This window comes from Streptomyces sp. NPDC093544, assembly GCF_040683495.1.
Classification (GTDB): domain Bacteria; phylum Actinomycetota; class Actinomycetes; order Streptomycetales; family Streptomycetaceae; genus Streptomyces.
This window is the reverse complement of record NZ_JBFBEA010000011.1, coordinates 138336-161583: the sequence shown is the minus strand read 5'-3', so window position 1 is coordinate 161583 and position 23248 is coordinate 138336. Positions and strand designations below refer to the sequence as shown.

Annotated in this window: 21 protein-coding genes; 13 read left to right on the top strand and 8 right to left on the bottom strand. The window is 65.4% G+C overall.

Annotated features, from left to right (window positions below; translation table 11 throughout):
- Positions 1 to 113 precede the first annotated feature (113 nt).
- Positions 114 to 1145, bottom strand: a complete 1032-nt coding sequence (gene glpX / locus AB0N66_RS18670) for a class II fructose-bisphosphatase (protein ID WP_365435691.1) — start codon at positions 1143 to 1145, stop codon at positions 114 to 116.
- A gap of 123 nt (positions 1146 to 1268) precedes the next feature.
- Here glpX and AB0N66_RS18665 point away from each other — a divergent pair, with 123 nt between their 5' ends.
- On the top strand, positions 1269 to 1787 hold the full coding sequence (locus AB0N66_RS18665) for a DUF4245 domain-containing protein (RefSeq protein ID WP_365435688.1): 519 nt from the start codon (positions 1269 to 1271) through the stop codon (positions 1785 to 1787).
- Between the two features lie 85 nt (positions 1788 to 1872).
- Here the strand turns inward: AB0N66_RS18665 and AB0N66_RS18660 are convergent, their stop codons facing one another.
- From AB0N66_RS18660 to AB0N66_RS18645, 4 genes are all read right to left on the bottom strand, one after another.
- A complete protein-coding gene (locus AB0N66_RS18660; RefSeq protein ID WP_365435685.1) occupies positions 1873 to 2463 on the bottom strand; it encodes a malonic semialdehyde reductase in 591 nt (196 codons plus the stop codon).
- Between the two features lie 168 nt (positions 2464 to 2631).
- A complete protein-coding gene (locus AB0N66_RS18655; RefSeq protein WP_365435682.1) occupies positions 2632 to 2886 on the bottom strand; it encodes an exodeoxyribonuclease VII small subunit in 255 nt (84 codons plus the stop codon).
- A gap of 9 nt (positions 2887 to 2895) precedes the next feature.
- On the bottom strand, positions 2896 to 4104 hold the full coding sequence (gene xseA, locus AB0N66_RS18650) for an exodeoxyribonuclease VII large subunit (RefSeq protein ID WP_365435679.1): 1209 nt from the start codon (positions 4102 to 4104) through the stop codon (positions 2896 to 2898).
- 354 nt (positions 4105 to 4458) lie between these two features.
- Positions 4459 to 5841 carry an APC family permease gene (locus tag AB0N66_RS18645; RefSeq protein WP_365435676.1) on the bottom strand — a complete coding sequence of 461 codons (1383 nt, stop codon included), beginning with the start codon at positions 5839 to 5841 and terminating at the stop codon, positions 4459 to 4461.
- A gap of 97 nt (positions 5842 to 5938) precedes the next feature.
- Here AB0N66_RS18645 and AB0N66_RS18640 point away from each other — a divergent pair, with 97 nt between their 5' ends.
- Positions 5939 to 6943 (top strand): 4-hydroxy-3-methylbut-2-enyl diphosphate reductase, encoded by a 1005-nt coding sequence (locus AB0N66_RS18640; protein WP_365435673.1) that lies wholly within the window; start codon positions 5939 to 5941, stop codon positions 6941 to 6943.
- Between the two features lie 116 nt (positions 6944 to 7059).
- Complete coding sequence (gene ppgK / locus AB0N66_RS18635) at positions 7060 to 7806, top strand: polyphosphate--glucose phosphotransferase (protein WP_365435670.1); 747 nt, start codon at positions 7060 to 7062, stop codon at positions 7804 to 7806.
- A 95-nt stretch (positions 7807 to 7901) separates the two neighbouring features.
- Here ppgK and AB0N66_RS18630 read toward each other — a convergent pair whose 3' ends face one another.
- Complete coding sequence (locus AB0N66_RS18630; RefSeq protein ID WP_365435667.1) at positions 7902 to 8492, bottom strand: DUF6542 domain-containing protein; 591 nt, start codon at positions 8490 to 8492, stop codon at positions 7902 to 7904.
- 176 nt (positions 8493 to 8668) lie between these two features.
- Between AB0N66_RS18630 and ychF the strand changes: the two genes are divergently transcribed.
- The 5 genes from ychF to AB0N66_RS18605 all read left to right on the top strand — a co-directional run bounded on the left by ychF (position 8669) and on the right by AB0N66_RS18605 (position 12137).
- On the top strand, positions 8669 to 9757 hold the full coding sequence (gene ychF, locus AB0N66_RS18625) for a redox-regulated ATPase YchF (protein ID WP_365435664.1): 1089 nt from the start codon (positions 8669 to 8671) through the stop codon (positions 9755 to 9757).
- Between the two features lie 331 nt (positions 9758 to 10088).
- Complete coding sequence (locus AB0N66_RS18620) at positions 10089 to 10280, top strand: hypothetical protein (RefSeq protein ID WP_365435661.1); 192 nt, start codon at positions 10089 to 10091, stop codon at positions 10278 to 10280.
- Entirely contained in the window at positions 10264 to 10806 is a 543-nt protein-coding gene (locus tag AB0N66_RS18615) for a DUF6879 family protein (protein WP_365435658.1), read from the top strand. The genes AB0N66_RS18620 and AB0N66_RS18615 overlap by 17 nt, the downstream gene beginning before the upstream one ends.
- Complete coding sequence (locus AB0N66_RS18610; protein ID WP_365435655.1) at positions 10803 to 11633, top strand: helix-turn-helix transcriptional regulator; 831 nt, start codon at positions 10803 to 10805, stop codon at positions 11631 to 11633. Before AB0N66_RS18615 ends, AB0N66_RS18610 begins: the two co-directional genes overlap by 4 nt.
- A gap of 264 nt (positions 11634 to 11897) precedes the next feature.
- Complete coding sequence (locus tag AB0N66_RS18605) at positions 11898 to 12137, top strand: hypothetical protein (RefSeq protein ID WP_365435652.1); 240 nt, start codon at positions 11898 to 11900, stop codon at positions 12135 to 12137.
- A gap of 37 nt (positions 12138 to 12174) precedes the next feature.
- Here the strand turns inward: AB0N66_RS18605 and AB0N66_RS18600 are convergent, their stop codons facing one another.
- Together AB0N66_RS18600 and AB0N66_RS18595 are read right to left on the bottom strand one after the other, a co-directional pair.
- Complete coding sequence (locus AB0N66_RS18600; protein ID WP_365435649.1) at positions 12175 to 12447, bottom strand: hypothetical protein; 273 nt, start codon at positions 12445 to 12447, stop codon at positions 12175 to 12177.
- 224 nt (positions 12448 to 12671) lie between these two features.
- Entirely contained in the window at positions 12672 to 12953 is a 282-nt protein-coding gene (locus AB0N66_RS18595; RefSeq protein ID WP_365435646.1) for a hypothetical protein, read from the bottom strand.
- Between the two features lie 505 nt (positions 12954 to 13458).
- On the opposite strand from AB0N66_RS18595, the gene AB0N66_RS18590 reads away from it, so the two are divergent.
- The 5 genes from AB0N66_RS18590 to AB0N66_RS18570 all read left to right on the top strand — a co-directional run bounded on the left by AB0N66_RS18590 (position 13459) and on the right by AB0N66_RS18570 (position 23123).
- On the top strand, positions 13459 to 15891 hold the full coding sequence (locus AB0N66_RS18590; protein WP_365435643.1) for a class I SAM-dependent DNA methyltransferase: 2433 nt from the start codon (positions 13459 to 13461) through the stop codon (positions 15889 to 15891).
- Between the two features lie 11 nt (positions 15892 to 15902).
- Complete coding sequence (locus tag AB0N66_RS18585) at positions 15903 to 17099, top strand: restriction endonuclease subunit S (protein WP_365435640.1); 1197 nt, start codon at positions 15903 to 15905, stop codon at positions 17097 to 17099.
- A complete protein-coding gene (locus AB0N66_RS18580; protein ID WP_365435637.1) occupies positions 17096 to 20203 on the top strand; it encodes an HsdR family type I site-specific deoxyribonuclease in 3108 nt (1035 codons plus the stop codon). Before AB0N66_RS18585 ends, AB0N66_RS18580 begins: the two co-directional genes overlap by 4 nt.
- A 34-nt stretch (positions 20204 to 20237) precedes the next feature.
- Positions 20238 to 20918, top strand: a complete 681-nt coding sequence (locus AB0N66_RS18575) for a SprT family zinc-dependent metalloprotease (RefSeq protein ID WP_365435634.1) — start codon at positions 20238 to 20240, stop codon at positions 20916 to 20918.
- Between the two features lie 210 nt (positions 20919 to 21128).
- Entirely contained in the window at positions 21129 to 23123 is a 1995-nt protein-coding gene (locus AB0N66_RS18570) for an ATP-binding protein (protein ID WP_365435631.1), read from the top strand.
- Positions 23124 to 23248 lie beyond the last annotated feature (125 nt).

Below are 23248 nucleotides of genomic sequence, written 5' to 3'. Positions count from 1 at the left end.
CCCCTCCGCACAAGGGGCGCCCCTTGATCTTTAGGGGCGCGGGCAACTGCGCGACCAGCCACAGCGGACCCGCAGGTACGAGCGACCGCAGTGACCCGGTGAAACCGGCGGAGCTACTTGGCCCGGTCGAAGTCGATCGCGCTGTACGCCCGCAGCTTGCTCAGCCGGTGCTCCGACGTGATCTGCCGGACCGTCCCGGACTTGGACCGCATGACGATCGACTCGGTCGTCGCGGTCTCGGCGCGATACCGGACCCCCCGCAGCAGTTCACCGTCCGTGATGCCGGTGGCGACGAAGAAGACGTTCTCGCCGGAGACCAGGTCGTCCGTGTAGAGGACGCGGTCGAGGTCGTGGCCCGCGTCCAGCGCGCGCTGCTTCTCCTCGTCGTCCTTGGGCCACAACTTGCCCTGGATGGTGCCGCCCAGGCACTTCACGGCGCAGGCAGAGATGATGCCCTCGGGGGTGCCGCCGATGCCGAGGAGCAGGTCGATGCCGGTGCCCTCGCGCAGGGCCAGGATCGAGCCCGCGACATCGCCGTCGGTGATCAGCTTGATTCGGGCGCCCGTCTCGCGGATCTCCTTGATGATCCCGTCGTGCCGCGGCCGGTCGAGGATGACGACGGTGACGTCCTCGGGTGAGGACCGCTTCGCCTTGGCGACCCGGCGGATGTTCACCGACACGGGCGCGTTGATGTCGACGAAGTCGGCGGCCTCCGGGCCGGTGACCAGCTTGTCCATGTAGAAGACCGCGGACGGGTCGAACATGGTGCCGCGGTCGGCGGCGGCGAGCACGGCGATCGCGTTCGTCATGCCCTTCGCGGTGAGTGTGGTTCCGTCGATCGGGTCGACGGCGATGTCGACCTCGGCGCCGGTCCCGTCGCCGACGTGCTCCCCGTTGAAGAGCATCGGGGCCTCGTCCTTCTCACCCTCGCCGATGACGACGACGCCGTTCATCGAGACGGTGGAGACGAGGGTTCGCATGGCCCGCACGGCGGCACCGTCGGCGCCGATCTTGTCGCCGCGGCCGACCCAGCGGCCCGCGGCCATGGCGGCTGCTTCGGTGACCCGGACGAGTTCCAGGGCGAGGTTTCGGTCGGGGGCCTCTGAGGGGACCTCGAGTTCGGACGGCAGTTGATGCTCGGTCATCGAGACGCACCTTTCTGATACGACGACGGCCGGATGAGGGTGTGGTCACTCTATCGTTAGGCTGACAAAATGAGCAGGGGACCCCACGGATGAGCAGGCCAGGGCACCTGCGACGATAGAGGCGTGGCAGGTATGAAAGGCAAGCAGTCGGTCCGGGACATGATTCTTTCCCTGGCCCTCATCGGGCTCGCGGCGGGCGTCATCTACATCTTCATCCCGCACGACGACTCCGAACCCGAGCTCAAGCGCGTCGACTACCGCGTCGAGCTGCTCACGGCTCGCCGCGCGGCGACCTATCCCGTGGCGGCGCCCGAGGGGCTGCCCACGGAGTGGAAGGCGACCTCGGTGCGGTACGACGGCTCGGAGTTCGACGCCTGGCACCTGGGCTTCCACGACCCCGACGGCCAGTACGTGGCGGTCGAGCAGTCCACCGAGAAAGCGGCCGCGTTCATCGCCACGGCCAGCCAGGGCGCCGAGGAGACCGAGGCCACCCAGCGCATAGGCGACCAGACGTGGCAGCGGTACGAGGGCGACAAGTACGACGCTCTCGTACTCAAGGCCAAGGACTCCACGACGGTGGTGACCGGGACGGCATCGTTCGGACAGCTGACGAAGATGGCGCAGGCCCTGAAGACGACGTAACCGTCCCGCGTGGAGATATGAGACGTGGAGATATGAGAAGGGCCCCGGCGGTATCGCCGGGGCCCTTCTCATATCCACCACCGCATCACACGGTCGTGATGACCTGCTCGCTCTCAAGGCGCGGGGAACGCGGGAACCAGGCGTCCTCGCCCGGCCGGCCGATGTTGACGACCATCAGCGGGGTGTGGTCGTCGTCCAGGAACTCCTTCTGGACGCCGGCGGCGTCGAAGCCGCTCATCGGTCCTGCGGCCAGCCCGGCGGCGCGGACGCCGATGATGAAGTACGCGGCCTGGAGGGAGGCGTTCAGGGCGGCCGACCGCTCGCGGGTCTCGCGCGAGCCGCCGAAGATGTCCTTGGCGCCGGGGAAGTGCGGGAAGAGCTGCGGCAGCTCCTCGTGGAACTCGTTGTCGGCGGAGAGGATCGCGACCAGCGGGGCCGCGGCAGTCTTCGGCTGGTTGCCCCCACCCATGAGTGCGACGAGGCGCTCACGGGCTTCGGCGGAGCGGACCAGGGTGATCCGCAGCGGTGACTGGTTCATGGAGGTCGGACCGTACTTGACCAGGTCGTAGATCGCCTGCACCTGCTCATCGGTCACCGGCTCGTCGGTGAAGGTGTTCGCGGTGCGGGCCTCGCGGAACAGCAGGTCCTGTGCGGTGGGGTCAAGGACGAGAGACATGATTGAACCTTCTCAGTACGTGCGACGGATCCGGGGGGATCAGCTGGCAACGTCGAGAGTACGCCATTATGTTTAAAGTTCAATTAAAGCCGGAGTGAGGTGATCCGCTTCACAGGTGCAGGTGCAGGTGCAGGTGCAGGTGCCCGTGCCGTTCGCCTGGGGGCGGGGCTACTCGGGCTGGGAGTCGTCCGCGTCTTCCCCGCCGCCGTCCTCGGTTCCCTCTCCCTCGGCCAGCGCCGCGTCCAGCCGTGCCCGCGCGCCCTCCAGCCAACGCCGGCACACCTTCGCCAATTCCTCGCCCCGCTCCCAGAGCGCGAGGGACTCCTCCAAGGTCGTACCGCCCGCCTCCAGTCGGCGTACGACCTCGATCAGCTCGTCCCGCGCCTGCTCGTACCCGAGCGTCTCGTCCACCTTGCTGGTCATGCGCCCACCCTATGCATCGACTCGGACGGAGAACTCACCCTCGGCGACCCGCGCCCGCAGTGGCTCGTCCGCCGTCACCTCGGCGGGGTCCCGGACCACATGGCCGTCGGACTTCTGCAGCACGGCGTAACCCCGCTGGAGCGTCGCGGCGGGGGAGAGGGCCACCACGCGCGCGCGGGTGTGCGCCAGTTCGGAATCGGCGCGGTCCAGGAGGTGGCCCAGCGTGCGCCGGCCGCGGTCCAGGAGCGAGGCGACGTGGTCCGCCCGCTCGTCGATCATCCGGTGCGGATCCTCTATCGAGGGCCGGGCCAGCGCGTGTGCGAGGCCGCGCTCCTCGCGGTCGATGAAGGCATGGACGCTGCGCCGCGCCCGGTCCCGCAGGAGCCGCACCCGCTCGTACTCCTCGCCGACGTCCGGCACGACCTTCTTCGCCGCGTCGGTCGGTGTGGACGCGCGCAGGTCGGCCACATAGTCCAGGAGCGGGGTGTCGGGTTCGTGCCCGATGGCCGACACGACGGGCGTACGGCAGGCCGCGACCGCCCGTACGAGCTGCTCGTCGGAGAACGGCAGCAGGTCCTCCACGCTGCCGCCGCCACGCGCCACGACGATCACGTCGACGTCGTCGAGCGCGTCCAGGTCCTTCACGGCCTGCACGACCTGCGGGACGGCGTGCACGCCCTGTACGGCGACGTTGCGGACCTCGAAGCGGACGGCCGGCCAGCGGTGCCGCGCGTTCTCCAGCACGTCCCGCTCGGCCGCGGACGCCCGCCCGCAGACCAGCCCGATGAGCTGCGGCAGGAAGGGCAGGGCCTTCTTGCGCTCCGGCGCGAACAGCCCCTCGGCGGCGAGCGCCTTCTTCAACTGCTCCAGGCGCGCGAGCAGTTCGCCCACCCCCACCGGCTTGATCTCGGTGGCCCGCAGTGACAACTGCCCCCGCGGCGCATACCACTCGGGCTTCGCGAGTACGACGACACGGGCGCCCTCGGTCACCACATCGGCCACCGAGTCGAACACCTGCCGATAGCAGGTCACGCTCACGGAGATGTCGTACGACGGGTCGCGCAGCGTCAGGAAGACGACGCCCGCGCCCGGGCGCCGCGACAACTGGGTGATCTGACCCTCGACCCACACCGCGCCGAGCCGGTCGATCCATCCCCCGATGAGCCGCGACACCTCACCGACGGGCAGCGGAGCCTCTGCGGACGTGTTGAGAGCCATGCCGCGAGAGTAGCCGCAGGCTCGGACAACACAGCGACACGATCCAGCCGGTCCGGCGTTCGAGGAGGGGCCGCGTTTTCAGCCCGTCCGGCGTTCGACCGCGAGGCGGCGCCGTCCCGATCCCCCACCCACCCACGGGGCCGCCGTTTCAGCCTGTCCGGCGTTTGAGGACGAGCCAGTGCCCTCCCGATCCCCCACCCACCCACGGGGGCCGCCGTTTCAGCCCGTCCGGCGTTTGAGGACGAGGCCGTTCAGGCCGACAGCGGGGGTCTGGGGGCGGCAGCCCCCAGGAACAAGGGACGGGTAGGGGCGGAGGGGGCGAAAACCCATACGGCCGGCCCCCACGGCGGCCGCCTAACCAGCCCCCTCGGAAGCCCGACCTCTCTGCCCCACCAACACAGCCAGCCCCACCGCCAGCCAGATCGCGCCCACCACCTGGGCCGTCCCCGAGGCCTCGACGATCACGGCGATGGTGATCGCGGCGCCGACGACCGGGACCAGGACGTGCCGCCACCACACCACAGGCCCACCCCGCCGGCGTACGGCGAACCAGCCCACCACGCTCGCATGCAGCAGCGTGAAGGCGGTCAGCGCGCCGATGTTGACCACCGACACCAGGCGGTCGAGCCCGTCGTCGCGCCGCGCCGCCCAGACCGCGGCGACCAGCGTGATGACGGCCGCGCACAGGAGCGCCGGCCTCGGCACGCCGGAGTCGGTCCTCGACAGGACCCGCGGCAGCCGCCGGTCGCGGGCCATCGCGAACACGAGGCGGCCCGCCGCAGCCTGCCCGGCGAGCGCCGCGAACGCCGCTCCGATCGCCTTGCTCACGGCCACCAGGTCGTGCAGCCACGTCCCGACGGAGGCGTCCACGGCGTCGTAGAAGGCGGATCCCTGCTTCCCGGGGTCGGCGGCGAGCTGCGCGGACGTCGTCGGCTCAAGGAGCGCGACCAGATAGGTCTGCGCCACGAACAGCACACCCGCGAGCGCCAGGCAGAACAGCACCGCCCTGGCCACCTTCTCCGAACCGCCCGTGACCTCCTCCGCGAAGGAGGCGATCGCGTCGAAGCCCAGATAGGACAGGACGGCGATCGACACCGCACCGATGACAGCCGACAGCGCGAACGCCCCCTGCGTGCCGTCACCGGACAGCGGCGACAGCCAGCCCCGATGGGCCCCGTCGCGCGCGAGCATGACGATCGCCGACACGACGAAGACAAGAAGGACCACGATCTCCAACGCGAGCACCAGGAGACCGACCCGGGCCGCGGCCCGTACGCCCCACAGGTTCAGGAGCGTCGTGATGACCACGGCGAGCGCGGTCCACACCCACCGGGACACCTCCGGGACCAGCGAATTCATCGCGATGCCGGAGAAGAGGTACGCCACGGCCGGGATGAGCAGATAGTCCAGCATCGCCATCCAGCCGGCGATGAACCCGGCCCCTTTTCCGAGTCCCACGCGCGCGTAGGCGAACACCGAACCCGCCTGGGGGACCACGCGGACCATCTGGGCATAGCTGAACGCGGTGAACGCCATCGCGACGGTGGCGACGACGTAGACCAGGGCCACCGCCCCGTGCGACTTGGCGTCGAGGGTTCCGAAGATGCCGACGGGTGCCATGGGGGCGATGAACAGCAGCCCGTAGACGACCAGGTCCCGGAAACCGAGACTGCGCCGCAGCCCGCGCTGCTCACCCGCACCACCGGCCGCTTCCGCCGAGGTCTGTGTGTCGGACATCCGTGCCTCCCGAGAGTCGCGGCCGGCCCCATCCCTCCCAGCTCCCCAACAGTCTCCCCAAGGACGCGATCTTTGACCTGTCGGGCGCGGCCTTACGATGGGGTACATGACTGCTTCGCCTGGCCGCCGTGTCCTGCTTGCCGCCCCCCGGGGCTACTGCGCGGGTGTGGACCGCGCCGTGATCGCCGTCGAGAAGGCCCTTGAGCAGTACGGGGCCCCTATCTATGTCCGCCACGAGATCGTTCACAACAAGTACGTCGTCCGGACCCTGGAAAAGAAGGGCGCGATTTTCGTCGAGCGGACGGCGGAGGTCCCCGAGGGGGCCATCGTCATGTTCTCGGCGCACGGTGTCGCCCCCGTGGTCCACGACGAGGCCGCGGCCGGGAAGCTCGCCACCATCGACGCGACCTGTCCGCTGGTCACCAAAGTCCACAAGGAAGCCGTCCGCTTCGCGAAGGACGACTTCGACATCCTCCTGATCGGGCACGAGGGCCACGAGGAGGTCATCGGTACGTCCGGTGAGGCGCCCGAGCACATCACGCTGGTCGACGGCCCCGCGGACGTCGCCAAGGTCGAGGTCCGCGACCCGTCAAAGGTCGTCTGGCTCTCCCAGACCACGCTGTCCGTCGACGAGACCATGGAAACGGTCGACGCGCTCAAGGAGAAGTTCCCGCAGCTCATCTCCCCGCCCAGCGACGACATCTGCTACGCCACGCAGAACCGCCAGATCGCGGTGAAGAAGCTCGCCGAGGACGCTCAGCTGGTGATCGTGGTGGGCTCCAAGAACTCCTCGAACTCGATCCGGATGGTCGAGGTCGCCCTGGACGCGGGCGCCCCGGCCGCGCACCTGGTGGACTTCGCCTCCGAGATCGACGAGGCCTGGCTGGACGGCGTCAGCACGGTCGGCCTGACCTCCGGTGCCTCGGTGCCGGACGTGCTGGTGGACGAGGTGCTTGAGTGGCTGTCCGCCCGTGGCTACGGCGACGTGGAGACGGTGAAGACGGCGGACGAGTCCATCACCTTCTCGCTGCCGAAGGAGCTGCGTCGCGACCTGCGCGCGGAGGCGGCGGCACTGGTGGCGGAGCGCACCGGCGAGAGGTGACCGACCGGGGCGAGAAGTGACCGATCGGGCGGTCGCACGGCCTCCGGACGTGAAGGTTCCGGGGCTGTGCTCCGTCCGAGAAGTGACTGTCAGTCGCAGCACGTAACGTGGGATCCATGCAGATCTTTGGTGTGGACATCGGTGGTTCCGGGATCAAGGGCGCTCCTGTGGACCTGGACCGCGGCGAATTGACGGAGGAGCGCTTCAAGGTGCTCACTCCGCATCCCGCGACGCCCGACTCGGTGGCCGACGGCGTGAAAGAGGTCGTCGACCACTTCGGCTGGACGGGTCCGGTCGGCATCACGTTCCCCGGCGTGGTGACCGGCGAGGCCACCATCCGAACGGCCGCCAATGTCGACAAGAACTGGATCGACACCGACGCGCGCGCCCTGCTCAGCGGGCGGCTCGGCGGCCTTCCGGTGACAGTGCTGAACGACGCGGACGCGGCGGGCGTCGCCGAGATGCAGTTCGGCGCGGGCAGCGACCGTCAGGGCACGGTCATCCTGCTCACCTTCGGCACGGGCATCGGCAGCGCGCTCTTCATCGACGGCGAGCTGGTGCCGAACACGGAGCTGGGCCACCTGGAGCTGGGCGGCCACGACGCGGAGAAGCGCGCGTCCACCAAGGCCAAGGAAGACCACGAGCTCACCTGGGAGCACTGGGCGCGCCGGGTCACGAAGTACCTCGCCCACGTGGAGATGCTCTTCTCCCCCGAGCTCTTCATCATCGGCGGAGGCGTCAGCCGCAAGGCCGACAGGTTCCTGCCCCTGATCGAGGGCATCAAGGCCGAGATCGTCCCGGCGCAGTTGCAGAACAACGCGGGCATCGTGGGGGCGGCGATGCGGGCGGCGAAGGCGTCGTAGGCGGTCGGGGGCTTTTGGGGCCGTACTTTCCGGCAGGGTGAGACGGGTCGGTGTGGTGGGAAACCGCTGCGAAGCGGCGAAAACCGCGGCGGACCTCAGGCGGGACGACGCCGCACAGGAGCCTGGGCCTGCGCCGCCCTGCGCTGGGCGGCCCTGCGGCTCATGAGCCGAACCTTCCGTACGGTCACGATGAGCCCCGCGACCAGGGTCCCCCCGTACAGCCACCCCGCCTGCACGGCGAGCGCGGTGACCAGCCCCATCAGCCGCCCTCCGACGCCACCCCCACTGTCGTCGGCGACGGGCAGCAGCCCGAAGGCGAAGGCGATCGGTACGACGACCGGCGCGGTGACGAGGTCACCGCGCCGCACCCACACCGCGGTCAGCGCACAGACCGGCAGGAACAACACCCCGTACACCACCAGCGACGCCCCGAACAGCAACTGATCGAGGCAGCCGAGCGCGAACATCAGCGCACCGCAGAACAGCCCGCAGCCCAGCCCGGTGAGCCGGGGGTTCGGCATCCGCCGTACCGCCTGGACGACCGGCGGAGCGGGCCGCCGGGCCACCGCCGCACCCCGCCGAACCGCGCCCGCCGCACTCCGTCCGGCCTGCGAGGGAAAGGGCGTGCCGCGTCGCGGTCTGTACTGCGGTCCGTACTGCGAGGGACGCGTCCTGTGTTGCTCCACTGGACCAACTTAGGTCGGTTTATGTGTCGAATAGGCCTTCAGACACGCCGGAAAGCCGACCTTGGCCAAGCGTTCGATACGCCGCCGGTGCGGGATCCCGCACGCCGTAGACTGGTGGATCGGCCCGCGCTCTTCCGGGGGCCTCTCGCCCATCCTCATGTACGGGAAGTCGCAACGTGTCGCTCACGATCGGAATCGTCGGTCTGCCCAACGTCGGCAAGTCGACCATGTTCAACGCCCTGACCAAGAACGACGTGCTCGCGGCCAACTACCCGTTCGCCACGATCGAGCCGAACGTCGGCGTGGTCGGCGTCCCCGACGCGCGACTGGCGACGCTGGCGGGGATCTTCGGCTCGCAGAAGATCCTTCCCGCCACCGTCGACTTCGTCGACATCGCCGGCATCGTGAAGGGCGCCTCCGAGGGCGAGGGCCTGGGCAACAAGTTCCTCGCGAACATCCGCGAGTCCGACGCGATCTGCCAGGTCATCCGCGCCTTCCAGGACGAGAACGTCGTACATGTCGACGGCAAGGTCTCGCCGAAGGACGACATCGAGACCATCAACACCGAGCTGATCCTCGCGGACCTCCAGACGATCGAGAAGGTCCTGCCGCGTCTCCAGCGGGAGTCGCGCATCAAGAAGGACGTCGGCCCGAAGGTCGCGGCTATCGAGGCGGCCCAGGCGATCCTGGAGCGGGGCGAGACCCTCTTCTCCGCGGGCATCGTCCAGGGCTCCGGCAACGAGGAGCTGCTGCACGACCTGCACCTGCTCACCACCAAGCCGTTCCTCTACGTCTTCAACGTCGACGAGGACGAGCTGGTCGACGACGCCTTCAAGGCCGAGCAGAGCGCCCTGGTCGCCCCCGCCGAGGCGATCTTCCTCAACGCCAAGCTGGAGGCGGACCTCGCCGAGCTCGACGAGGAGGAAGCGATGGAGCTCCTGGAGTCGGTCGGCGTCGAGGAGCCCGGTATGGCGACGCTGGCCCGCGTCGGCTTCGACACCCTCGGCCTCCAGACCTATCTGACGGCCGGCCCGAAGGAATCCCGCGCCTGGACCATCAAGAAGGGCGCCACCGCCCCCGAGGCCGCCGGTGTCATCCACACCGACTTCCAGAAGGGCTTCATCAAGGCCGAGGTCATCTCCTTCGCCGACCTCGTCGAGACCGGCTCGGTCGCCGAGGCCCGAGCCAAGGGCAAGGCCCGCATGGAAGGCAAGGACTACGTCATGCAGGACGGCGACGTGGTGGAGTTCCGCTTCAACGTGTAGTGCCTGATTCCTTGATCGCCGAAAGTGGCTGGTCAGGGTAGGAAACCCTAGGTCAGGGACCAGATCTTCGGGTCTGGCCTCTTCCTGTTTTCTCCGACTGATTCAGGGCTTTTCCTGGGAGCGTGCTGACTTGGTGCTGACCCAGCGGAGGGGTTTGAGCCGCTGCTGACCTGGGCTTCCAGCGTGAGAAGAGGAGTCCGCTCGCATGGTGACGCGAGGGGAGGGGCGGGGGAGCGGTTTCCCGTTCCGGAAACTCGAACCCCTTGTGGGAAACGCTGGCGGCTGGGAACGATGAACGGGACACCGGAGCACGGGAACGAGGGGGCACCGTATGAGGCTGACGAAGCTGGCCACGACCTGTGAGAACGGGGACTGTCCCACCCTGTACGCGACGGACAGGGGAACCCTGGTCGTGCAGGGTGATGTGCTGGCCGACCACGGGCTCGACGTGCCGGAGGGCGAAGCCCTGGTGGAAATCCCCATGGACCTCATCCGGAAGGCGATCCGTGATCAGCGCATCTAACGACCTGGCTGCCCGCTTCTCCACCTTCCAGGAGGAAGCGTTCCGGCTGGAGACGCTCGACGACTACAGCAACTCCGGAAACCCGGCCGCCTTCCACGCCTTCCTCGCCGGGGAGCCCAAGCCCGAGGACTACAACGCGGACTGGCTGGACACCGTGGGCAAGGCGACGAAGAGCGGGAAGCGCATGACGCGCGTCCATGTCTTGTCCCGCCCACTCACGCCGTACCTCCGCTACGAACTGAGCTGGGGCTACTTGACGAACATGACGGCAGGCGAGGAGTTCCACATCCTCGACGTCACCGACCGAGAGAACCCCTTGGTCGGTGTACCGGACTTCTGGCTCTTCGACGGTCGAGAGCCGGTCGTCCTCAACTACGACGACAACGGCGCCTTCACCGGCCCGACGTTCTTCGCCGCCCCGAGAGAGTTCCTCATCCCCGAAGAGTCTCCGTACGCCGCCTACCGGAGCACGGCTCTGGCGCTGTCCGTTCCGTTCACCGAGTGGTGGGCAAAGTACGGGGAGTGAACCGGACCGAACTCGGCGCAGCGCTGCGGGCCCTGCGGCAGGCATCCGGCAAGGAGGCCAAGGCCGTTGCCCGCAGCGCCGTCATGTCGACGGCCAAGCTCTCGAAGATCGAGAACGGGCGCGTAGTCCCTGCTGCGGCGGACGTAGAACGCATCCTCACGGCCTTGGAGGTGTCGCCGGAGATCAAGGCCGAATACCTGGCTGTGGCTCGCGCACAGGCCACCGAGGCGACGGCATGGCGCCTCTTCCGGCGCATGGGTTACAGCAAGAAGCAGGAACAGATCAGGGCACTTGAGTCCTCGATGACACTCCTGCGCCTCTTCCAGCCGTCCCTTGTTCCTGGCCTGCTCCAGACACCGGAGTACATCCGGGCTGTGCTGGAACAGAAGGGGCTCACGGACGAACAGCTCGCCCGTACGGTCTCGGCGCGGATCGAACGCCAACGAGTCCTCTACGACTCGGGGAAGAGCCTGCGCTTCGTCATCACGGAACCTGTCCTGCGCTGGCGTCTTCTCCCCGCAGCGATGATGGCAGGGCAGTTGGACCGCATCGTGTCCGTGTCCCGCCTGCCCCACGTGGACGTGCGCGTAGTCGCCCTCGATACCACGCAGCGAGACGTTCCCGGCCACTCCTTCGTCATCCGGGACGACCGGGTGGTGACCGTCGAGACCACGCACGCGGAAATGGTTGTGACCGACCCGAGGGACGTCTCGCTGTACGTCGACAAGTTCGACCGCTTCACCGCCGCGTCACTTGCCGGGGACGAAATGCGTGACCTGGTCGAGGGCATCCGGGACGGGTTCTTGCGCGAACGGGAAACGCCCTAGCTCCGCCCCTGCTCAGCGGCTGACGATGTTCTCCTCGATGAGACGCGGGGAGGCGTACGAGGTGAGCGGAGAGCAGACGATCATGTCAGGCCCGGTGCACTTGTCCCTACCGCCGGCACGACCGGAACCGGCCCCGGGCTGTCGGGTATGCCTGGGCCTTGCCGTCCAGCGGGTCAACGCGGGATCGGTCGGGGACTACTCCAAGGTCTCGGACACGAATGTGACCCTGCGGGCGCACCTGCGTGACGCGCACGGGGGCGAGTAATGACCCGTGCCGTGCTGCGGTACGTGACGCACCGGATCACCCAGCACCCGGACACCGACGTGACGTTCGAGGCCGAGTGTCTCCACTGCCTGTGGACGGCGAGGCCGTCGGAGGACGGGGCGGCTGTGGACGTCGAGTGCATGGGCCATACCGGGCGCAGTGGCCACAAGGGCTTCCGGCGTGTGTGTACGTCGTTCGCAATGGTGGTGAGGGCGGAGGAGGAGCGAGGGCGTGCCTGATGAAGCAGCCAGTCCGCCCTGACGAGGCGGATAGCGCTCAGCTGGCTGAGGATGCGCAGGCGAGGAACGGCCCGGCCGCCTTGCTCCATGATTCGCCCCGCGCGAGAGCGGCTGTCCCCTCGGTGCGCAGAGATTCAACCACGGGCGTGAGGAAGTCTGTTCGCCAGTTCTGCACGGTCTCCGGCTTCATACCGCTCGCGTCGACCGCAGCCCCCACCCGGGCTTCGAGGACGCCCACGCCCTGCACGATGTCGTCCCCAGTCCACTCGTCTACATGCTCGGCGACCAGTGCCCACGTCAGCTTGATCATGAGCGGGATGGTAGAGGCGGCGACGGAACGGGGGAAGGGGTGGGGTATGACCCCCTGAGCCTGTCTTCCCCGGCCGCCATGTCTTAGCAGCTCGGATTCTGCCACGGTTCCGAGGTCGGCGAGGGCCTCGCGCTCACGCGGTCAGCGCGCGCATCTCCGCAGGTCAGCGGCGGCGCGACCGTTTCACAGGGCCTCCGCGGGCACCGCACAGGAACGAGAGATATTCAGGCTGCGGCTTTGCCGGGGTCTTCGTCTTCGTCCTCGTCTTCCGAGGAGCCGCCCCGCTCGTAACCCGATACGTCGATCTCACGGCCGCCCTTGAGCCGCCTCTTGTGCGGGGCGACGTTGTGCTTGCCGGGCGAGTTCCGCTTCTCGCTCTCCTCCGCCGAGTCAGCGCCCTCGCTCTCCGCTTCATCCCCAGCGTTCGCGGAAGCCTCGACGCGGCTGGAGATCTCGTCTTCGTCCTCAGTCCTGCCGCTCTGCGCGAGGACCGCAACGGCGATCACGCCTGCAACCGCGCCTGCGGCTTTGATGCAGTGGATCGTCCTCGGGTGCTCCTCGGCCCAGCCCCTACCCTTCTCGACCCAGCCCTTGAACTTTCACGCAGGGAGGTGGGCTCGCCGTCATCGGGGGGCGCGGAGTCAGTCACTTGCACAGATCTACCGGACCCAAACCTCGCCTGTCAGGCAATCGCCAGACATCGCCTGATCCGCTTCAGCGGCGCTCGCCAGACTGGAGTGCCTCTGGACATCATCGAGACTCCTCGAAGGTGCGGCCGCCGCAGCCGTCTACCAGCTTTCCGCTGTCCGCCCGCCGGGCGGCCGCGAGGTGCCTCTCTTCCCATACAGGACAGCTCGGCTGCTTTCTCTACTACGCTTCCCGCGTGGACTCGGCTGCCGTTTGCGTGGAACTCGCATCGACGGCTGGAAGCGGCAGCGCGACGTGCGTCACGCCGCAGGCATCAGGGTTGGCGGCCCGCGCGACCGCCATGACTTACCGGGAAGAAGAGCCTTGGCCCTCAAGAAGACAGACCTCTACAGCTCGCTCTGGAAGAGCTGCGACGAGCTGCGTGGCGGGATGGACGCCGGCCAGTACAAGGACTACATCCTCACGCTGCTCTTCGTGAAGTACGTCTCCGACAAGGCCAAGGCCGACCCCGACAGTCTCATCGACGTCCCGCCCGGCGGTTCATTCGACGACATGGTCGCAGCCAAGGGCGACAAGGAGATCGGCGACCGCTTCAACAAGATCATCAGTCGGCTCGCCGAGGCGAACGACCTGCGCAACGTCATCGACCTCGCCGACTTCAACGACGAGGAGAAGCTCGGCAAGGGCAAAGAGATCCAGGACCGGCTCTCCAAGCTCGTCACGATCTTCAGCGACCTGGACTTCCGAGGCTCCCGAGCCGAGGGTGACGATCTTCTCGGCGATGCCTACGAGTACCTGATGCGCCACTTTGCCACGGAGTCCGGCAAGAGCAAGGGCCAGTTCTATACCCCCGCCGAGGTGTCCCGCATTCTGGCCAAGGTGGTCGGCATCACCAAGAACACCCGCCAAGACCAGACGGTCTACGACCCAACCTGCGGCTCCGGCTCACTTCTCCTCAAGGTCGCTGCGGAGACCTCACGTGGCATCACGATCTACGGCCAGGAGAAGGACAACGCCACGTGGGCGTTGTCCAAGATGAACATGATCCTTCACGGGAATGCGGATGCTGGCATCTTCAAGGGTGACACCATCACGAGCCCGCACTTCACTAACGGCAACGCACTCGAGACGTTCGACTTCGCTGTAGCCAACCCGCCGTTCTCACTCAAATCCTGGAGCAACGGACTGGAGCTTGAGTATGGCCGCTTCGAGTATGGTCGCCCCCCGGAGAAAAACGGCGACTACGCCTTCCTGCTGCACATCCTCAAGTCGCTCAAGAGCACGGGCAAGGCGGCGGTTATCCTCCCGCACGGCGTGCTCTTCCGCGGCAACGCCGAAGCCGACATCCGCCGACGCCTGCTGATGCAGGGGTTCATCAAGGGCATCATCGGTCTCCCCGCGAACCTCTTCTACGGGACCGGCATCCCGGCCTGCATCATCGTTCTGGACAAGGAGAACGCCGTCGGCCGCACCGGCGTCTTCATGATCGACGCGTCCAAGGGCTTCATCAAGGACGGCAACAAGAACCGCCTCCGCAGCCAGGACATCCACAAGATCGTCGACGTCTTCACGCGGCAGAGCACGATCGACGGCTACTCGCGCATGGTTCCGCTGTCGGAGATCTACGACCCGAGGAACGACTACAGCCTAAACATTCCCCGCTACATCGACTCCTCCGAGCCCGAGGACATCCAGGACCTTCACGCGCATCTGCATGGCGGCATCCCTGACCGTGACCTCGACGCGCTCAGCGGCTACTGGGATGCCTTCTCGCAGTTGCGCGGCCAGCTGTTCCAGCCGAACCGTCCTGGCTACAGCGATCTGAACATCGATGTCAGCCAGGTTCAGCAGGCGATCCTTGACTCGTCTGAATTCCGGAAGTTCACCGACGAGGCCCGCGAGCTTGCCGCCAAGTGGTTCAGAGCCCATCGCAAGCAGCTCGAAGAGATTGACGCCGACATTAAGCCGAATGACCTCATCGCCACGATCGGCGATGACCTGCTCACCCGCTTTAAGCCGGTGCCCCTGTTGGACGAGTACGACATCTACGAGCAGCTCATGACGTACTGGCATGACGTCATGCACGACGACGTCTTCATGGTCATGAACGACGGCTGGCTGCATGCCGCCAAGCCGCGGCTGATCACGGGGACCAAGGATCGCAAGCTCTCGGAGACGCCTGATCTGGTGGTGGGCTCGGGACGCAGCGCCGTTAAGTACAAGACGGACCTCATTCCGCCGACCCTGATCGTGGCGCGCTATTTCGCAAAGGAGCAAGCCGAGCTTGACGAGCTTGTGACGACAGCGGAGGACTGTAGCCGCGCGGTTGAGGAGTACATCGAGGAGCACGCCGTCGAGGGCGGACTTCTCGCGGAGGCCGTGAAAGACGACAAGATCAATAAAGTCCTTGCCTCGGACCGCCTGAAGGAAGCGCGACACGAAGGCGCGGATGCTGACGAGGTAGAGGCGCTGGCGCACCTAATCAAGCTGTACAACGCGGAGGCGGTGTCCAAGAAAGCTGCCAAGGGAGCGGAGGCAGCGCTGTGCCTCGCGACGTTGAAGAAGTATGGCGACCTCACGGAGAGCGACGTGCGGACGCTCGTATTGGACGACAAATGGGCAGCTGTAATCCGTGACCGCATCGTCGGCGAGGTCAATGCATTCACGGTTGTACTCGTCTCGCGTATCCAACAGCTTGGTGAACGCTACGCAGAGACTGTTGGATCTCTCGATGCTGAGCTTGAGAAGCTCGAAGCTAAGGTTGCTGCGCACTTGGCCGAGATGGGGGTCCAGTGAATTCATGGGATATGGCGACGATTGGATCGGTCTGCCTTACGTACAGTGGTGGCACGCCGTCGACTGCGCGTCTGGATTACTATGGCGGTGATATTCCATGGATTGTTTCTGCGGACTTGAACCAAGGTCGCATTGTGTCTGTCAAGGGACGTATCACTCGCCTCGGACTGGAGAGGTCCTCCGCAAAGTTTGTCGAGCCGGGAACTCCCTTGATTGCACTGTATGGAGCGACTGCTGGGGTTCCTGCGGTGACCTGCGTTGGCGGCGCCATCAATCAGGCAGTGCTTGCGATGGTTCCACGACGGATCGCCGCCGAGTTTCTTTTCCAGTGGCTCCAGGCGAATCGTGATCAGATCATTGATCGATACACTCAGGGTGGCCAGCCTAACCTCAGCGGAGCGATTGTTCGAAGCATTGAGCTACCTTTGCCACCCGCACCGGAGCAGCATCAGATTGCTTCGGCGCTTAGAGACTCAGACGATCTAATCGCTGCGTTGGAGCGGATGATCGCCAAAAAAGTGGCGATCAAGCAAGGCTTGCTGCAGAAGCTTTTGGCTGACGAGGTTAGCCTCTCCGTCTGGCCTTGTTCCCGCCTATCTGTCCTTATTGATGGGCTGGAAGCTGGAATCAGCGTTCGCTCGTCTGAGCAGGCTTCTAATGGAATTTCCGTACTGAAGACGTCGGCTGTTAGCGGCGGACAGTTCGACCCAGCCGAAGCTAAGTCGGTAATTTCTCAGGACGTTGAGCGGGCGCGTTGTAGCCCTGTAGCAGGAAGCCTGATTATTAGCCGAATGAATACGCCGAATCTGGTTGGCGAGGTTGGGTACGTCGAGCGTGACTATGCCAACTTGTACCTCCCTGATCGACTTTGGTTGGCCCGCCCTAAACGAGGCAATGGCCGGCAGGTAAATATGCGTTGGCTTGGCTACTATCTGAGCTCGGGATTTGGGTCGCGTGCCGTGCGTGGGTTTGCTACGGGAACCAGCGGTAGCATGAAGAATATCCCCAAAGATAAACTCTTGGCCCTCGAAGTGCCCACGCCGCCGCCCCACGAGCAAGACCGAATTGCCGATACGGTGCACGCTGTAGATTGCGCGATTGCCTCTCTTTATGACCGTCTAGCCAAGGCGCGAGACGTCAAACAGGGCATGATGCAGCAGCTCTTGACTGGCCGTGTCCACCTTCGTGCTAAGGAAATCGCAGTATGAGCAACGTTGGGCAGGTCGAGCGCGAGGCGCAGAATAGGATTGTCCAGCTATTCAAGGAGCAACTGGGCTACCGCTACCTCGGTAGCTGGGAGTACCGCGCGGGCAACTCGAACATCGAGGCCGAGCTGCTGGAGCAGAACCTCCGCGCCCGCGGCTACGACAGCGCCCTCGTCAACAAAGCGATCGACCAGCTGAGGAAAGCTGCAGCGCTCGGTGGTGGTCGTGACCTGTACGAGGCGAACCGAGACGTCTACGAGTTGCTGCGCTACGGGGCCAAGGTCAAGCCGGGAGCTGGTGAGCAGTACGAGACGGTCTGGCTCATCGATTGGGCGAACCCGCAGGCCAATGACTTTGTCGTTGTCGAGGAGGTGACGATTGTCGGTAAGCAGACGAAGCGGCCCGACATCGTTCTCTACGTCAACGGCCTGGCTCTGGTGACTCTGGAACTCAAGCGCTCCCGTGTGGCCGTGAGTGAGGGTATCCGGCAGACCATTGGGAATCAGAAGCCCCAGTTCATCCGGTCATTCTTCTCCACGGTCCAGCTCGCGCTCGCCGGCAACGACGTGGAAGGTCTGCGTTACGGAGTTATCGACACCCCTGAGAAGTACTGGCTGGCGTGGAAGGAAGAGGAAGAAGAGGAGGAGGCTGCCGTCGAGGGCCCGCTGGACCGTGCCGTGCTCCAACTCTGCGACAAGAAGCGGCTGCTTGAGCTGATCCATGACTTCACCGTCTTCGACTCCGGTGTGCGTAAGGTGTGCCGCCACAACCAGTACTTCGGCGTCAAGGCAGCGCAGGAGCGTATCGGCCGACGTGAGGGCGGCATCATCTGGCACACCCAGGGTTCGGGCAAGTCGCTCACGATGGTGTGGTTGGCGAAGTGGATCCGGGAACACCAGGGGGACCCGCGAGTTCTGCTGATCACCGATCGCACTGAGCTGGACGAGCAGATCGAGAAGGTCTTCAATGGCGTCAACGAACAGATCTATCGCACCAGTAGTGGTGTGGATCTCTTGGACACTCTGAACAAATCTGCCGAGTGGCTCATCTGCTCTCTTGTCCACAAGTTCGGTAGCTCAGGGGATAGCAAGGATGCAGCCGAGGCGAGCAACGAGTTCATCAAGGAGCTAAAGGCCAGGCTCCCCAAGGGCTTCAAGGCTAAGGGCAACCTCTTCGTCTTCGTCGACGAGGCCCACCGCACCCAGTCCGGCAAGATGCACGACGCGATGAAGGATCTGCTGCCGGGCGCCATGTTCATCGGGTTCACGGGAACACCGCTGCTCAAGGCGGACAAGGCCACCAGCATGGAGACCTTCGGGTCGTTCATCCACACGTACAAGTTCGACGAGGCCGTCGAGGACGGCGTCGTACTCGATCTGCGCTATGAGGCTCGTGCTATCGACCAGCACCTGACGTCGCCAGCACAGGTGGACAAGTGGTTCGAGGCCAAGACCAGAGGCATGACCGACCTGTCCAAGGCGGAGCTGAAGAAGCGCTGGGGCACGATGCAGAAGGTCGTCTCCTCCGAGCCCCGGGCGAAGCAGATCGTGCAGGACATCCTGCTCGATATGGAGACCAAGCCCCGCCTGATGGACGGGCGGGGCAACGCCATGCTCGTAGGGGAGAGTATCTACCAGGCGTGCAAGTTTTACGAGCTGTTCAGCAACGCGGGCTTCCGGGGGAAGTGCGCCATCGTCACCAGTTATGTCCCGCGCCCTGGCGACATCTCCAAGGAGGACTCCGGCGCAGGTCAGACCGAGAAGCTTCGCCAGTACGACATCTACCGAAGGATGCTCGCTGACCACTTCGGAGAGTCCGAAGACGTCGCCATGACGAAGGTCGAAGAGTTCGAGAAAGAGGTCAAGCGGCGGTTTGTCGAGGAGCCCGGCCGCATGCGCCTGCTCATCGTGGTCGACAAGCTTCTGACCGGGTTCGACGCTCCGAGCGCCACGTACCTCTACATCGACAAGAAGATGAGTGATCACGGCCTGTTCCAGGCCATCTGCCGGGTCAACCGCCTCGATGGGGACGACAAGGAATTCGGCGGTATCGTCGACTACCGGGATCTGTTCAACTCGCTCCAGGACGCCATCACCGACTACACCTCCGGTGCACTCGAAGGGTATGAACCGCAGGACATTGAGGGCTTGTTGGCCGACCGGATCGGCAAGGGGCGGGAGGCGCTTGACGATGCGCTGGAACAGATTCGCGCACTCTGCGAGGTGGTCGCGCCCCCACAAGATACGCTCCAGTATCAGCAGTACTTCTGCGCGGCAGAACCGGGCAACGCCCAGCAACTCAAGGCCAACGAGCCCAAGCGGGTCGAGCTCTACAAGGCCGTAGCCGCGGTCACACGGGCCTACGCCAATCTGGCCAACGACATGGAAGCCGCCGAGTACACCAGCCAGGAGATTGAGGACATCCGGGCTGAGATCCGGCACTACACGGCTGTCCGCGACGAGGTGAAGCTCGGGGCCGGCGAGGACGTCGACTTCAAGCAGTACGAGGCCGGTATGCGGTTCCTCCTGGACACCTACATCCAGGCAGACGCGTCCGAGACCGTGTCCAACTTCGAGGAGACCGGGCTCGTCCAGCTCATCGTCGAACTCGGCGCAGGAGCCCTGGACAAGTTGCCGAAGGGAATCAAGAACAGTCCTGAAGCGGTTGCCGAGACGGTCGCCAACAACATGCGCAAGCTGATCATCGAAGAGCATGCGACGAACCCGAAGTACTTCGACAAGATGTCAGAGCTGCTCGACGCCATAATCGAGGAGCGACGCAAGGGTGCGATCGAGTACCAGGACTACCTGGCTAAATTGTTGGAGGCTGCCGCGCAGCTCGGCAGAGGAGATTCAGGTGACTCCTATAAGTACCCCACCTGGGCCAACAACGGGGCGAAGCGGGCGCTAGTCGACTTCTTCCTACCTGATGAGCGTTTGGCCGCCGAGGTTGATACGACGGTGCTCCACTCCAAGCCGCACGCGTGGGTGGGAAACTCGTTGAGGGAGCGCAAGGTCCGCAACGCGCTCAAGCGGACACTTCCCGAGGACTTCGATCGGCTTGACGAGCTCTTTGAACTGGTGAAAGCACGGAATGAGTACCACTAGCGCCCACCTCGCTGTTCGGGGCATTGACGTCCACGTGATCTACAAGGACATCAAGAACCTGCACATCGGCGTCTACCCACCCATAGGGCGTGTTCGGGTGGCTGCCCCCCAACAGCTGGATGACGATCAGGTCCGCCTGGCCGTCATCCAGCGGTTGCCGTGGATCAAGCGTCAGCAGGATCAACTGCGTTCAGCCCAGCGGCAGTCGGTGCGCGAGATGGTCAGCGGCGAGTCCCACTACGTCTGGGGTGTGCGGCGTCGCCTGAAGGTCATCGAGCGGCCAGGACGCCTGCATGTTGAAATCGACGGCGACCGCATGCTGCTGTACGTGCCGATCGGCACGAGTGACGAACGCCGTCGTGACTTGCTCGACCAGTGGTGCCGCGAGCAACTCCGGCAGGCCATCCCTGCGCTCATCGAGCGCTGGGAGTCGAAGCTAGGGGTTTCGGTGCCGTGGTGGGGCATCCGGCGGATGAAGACGAAGTGGGGCTCCTGCAACCGGGAAACCCGCCGCCTGTGGTTCAACTCCGAACTGGCCAAGAAGCATCCAGAGTGCCTTGAGTACGTCGTTGTTCACGAGATGGTCCACTATCTCGAACGGGGACATGGCCAGCGCTTTGTCGAGTTGATGGACGGCTTCCTGCCGGACTGGCGCAGCCGTCGTGATGGTTTGAACGCCGCACCGCTCTCTGACGAGCTCTGGGCGGGACGTTGAGCACGGCTGGAGCTGCTCCGGTCTGGACAGGGCCTTCGCCACAGCGCCAGCCCCACATCCGGCCTGAAGGCTGCGAAGACTGTGGACGCACTTTCGTTGCTCGAAAGCTTTGAGTGACGTTTATCAGGTATCCGAGTTAATGATGGGGGAAGCATCGCGCTTCTCTCGCAAATCCATCAGATGGCGATGACGCGGAAGGTGCTGGACCCCATGGCGAAGCTTCGGTTGACCGTAGGGCGGGGCCACGTCGAGGAGCTCGCTCGACTGCGTCATCCCGTTGGAGCCATCGAGGAGCTGATCTGGAACTCCCTCGATGCGGATGCCGAACACGTCACCGTGGAGCTTGAGCGCAACGACTTCGGTGGCGTCGACCGGGTTGCCGTGATCGACGATGGCACCGGCATCGACGCGGAGAAGTGCGGCGACTACTTCGAGCAGATCGGTACGTCGTGGAAGAAGCGCGCGCAAGCCAGTGAGGTCAAGAAGCGTGTGCTGCACGGGAAGAACGGGCGAGGTCGGGTCCGGGCGTTCGCGCTCGGCACTGAGGTGCGCTGGATCAGCGTGAGTGAAGCGAAGGGGAGCCGTCGTCGTGTCGTCATCGAGTCCGACCGCAGTTCCATGGACGAGTTCGACGTCACCGGTCCCGATCTGACGGTCGAAGCGACAGGGACAGCCTTCGAAGCGTTCGGCGGCGAGGACCTTCAGAAGCTGACCGAGGACGCCGCCCGTACCGCGCTCACCGCCGCCTTCGCGCTCCACCTGGAGGCGTACCCGGACATCTGCATCACCTACGACGGGATGCGGCTGGACCCGGCGTCGGAACAGGTTCACGTCGACACATACGAGGTGGCGGCTCCGTCGGGAAGTCCTCACCCGTCGGCCCAGCTGAAGATCATCGAATGGTCGCGTCCCTTCTCCAGGGCTCTGATCCTGTGCGACGGCCGAGAGATGTCGTTGGCGCAACTGAAGCCGGAGATCCAGGCTCCGGGCTTCCACTTCACGGCATACCTCTCCTGGGCGGGGTTCGAGGACGATTCGGCCGGTGACCTCGTCTTTGCCGATTGGACGCCGGAAGGGCCCGCTGCCGAGGTGCTGGCTGAAGCTCGCGAGCATATGCGTGCGCATTTCCGTTCCCGCGCCGACGAACGCCGTCAGGAGCTCGTCGACTCGTGGCGCGCGGAAGGCTTCTACCCGTATGCGGGCGAGCCCGCCAATGATCAGGAGCGCGCGGAACGCGAGACCTTCGACGCAGTGGCGACCGCAGTCGTCCGGCACTTGCCGGCGAGCAAGAGGGCCCAGAAGGTGTCCTTCGCACTTCTGCGCTCCGTCCTGACGCACGAGCCGAGCGAAGTGCTTCGCATCGCCGAGGAGCTCTTCGCGCTCTCCAAGCAGGAACAGACGGAACTCAGCCGGCTGCTGGACCGTACGCCACTGTCCGCCCTGATCAAGGCGTCGACGGCGACGACCGGACGTCTCGATTTCCTGTCGGCTCTGGAGCACCTCGTCTTCGAGCCCGTGGCCAAGGGGCGGGTCAAGGAGCGCACCGAGCTGCACCGGATCCTGGAGAACGAGTGCTGGATCTTCGGTGAGGAGTACGGACTGCACGTCAGTGATCGCAGTCTGAACGAGGTGCTGAGGCAGCACTGTCGTCTTCTCGACCGGGATGCGCCAGTACCGGCCCCTGTCTTGAGGGAGGACGGGAGCCGGGGGATCGTCGACCTGATGCTGTCCCGTGCTGCCCGGCAGCGCAAAGGGGAGCGTCACCATCTCGTGGTGGAGCTCAAGAGGTCGAGTGTCACCCTCGGTATGACCGAGTTCGCGCAGATCAACGGCTACGCGCAAGCGGTCATGAACGACGACAGGTTCCGGGATCCCAAGGTGACTTGGGACTTTTGGCTCGTCGGCAATGCCATGGACGACGGCCTCCGCCAACTTGCCCACCAGCCAGACCGGATGCCCGGATGCGCCGTCAACCAGCCTGCCTATCGGATCTGGGTGCGTACCTGGGGCGAGATCATCGAGGACGCTCAGGAACGTCTCCGCTTCTACAGCGAGCAGCTTGAGTACCAGTCGTCGACCGAGCACGCCATGGACTATCTGATCAGGGAACACGCCGATACGGTCGTGGACTTGGTGAGCGACGGCACGGTACCCGTGGCCAGGGCCGGAGACGGTGGATCGATCGAAGCTGCCGTCAACTTGTGATGCGCCTATCCACGCGGCGGACGTCATGAAGGGTGCCTGGGGCGTCCCCATTTGAGAGTGGTCTTGCTCGGCGCTTCTCAAGGACCGCGGATTCTCCCTTCCCGTGCTGGGGATCTTGGAGTAGT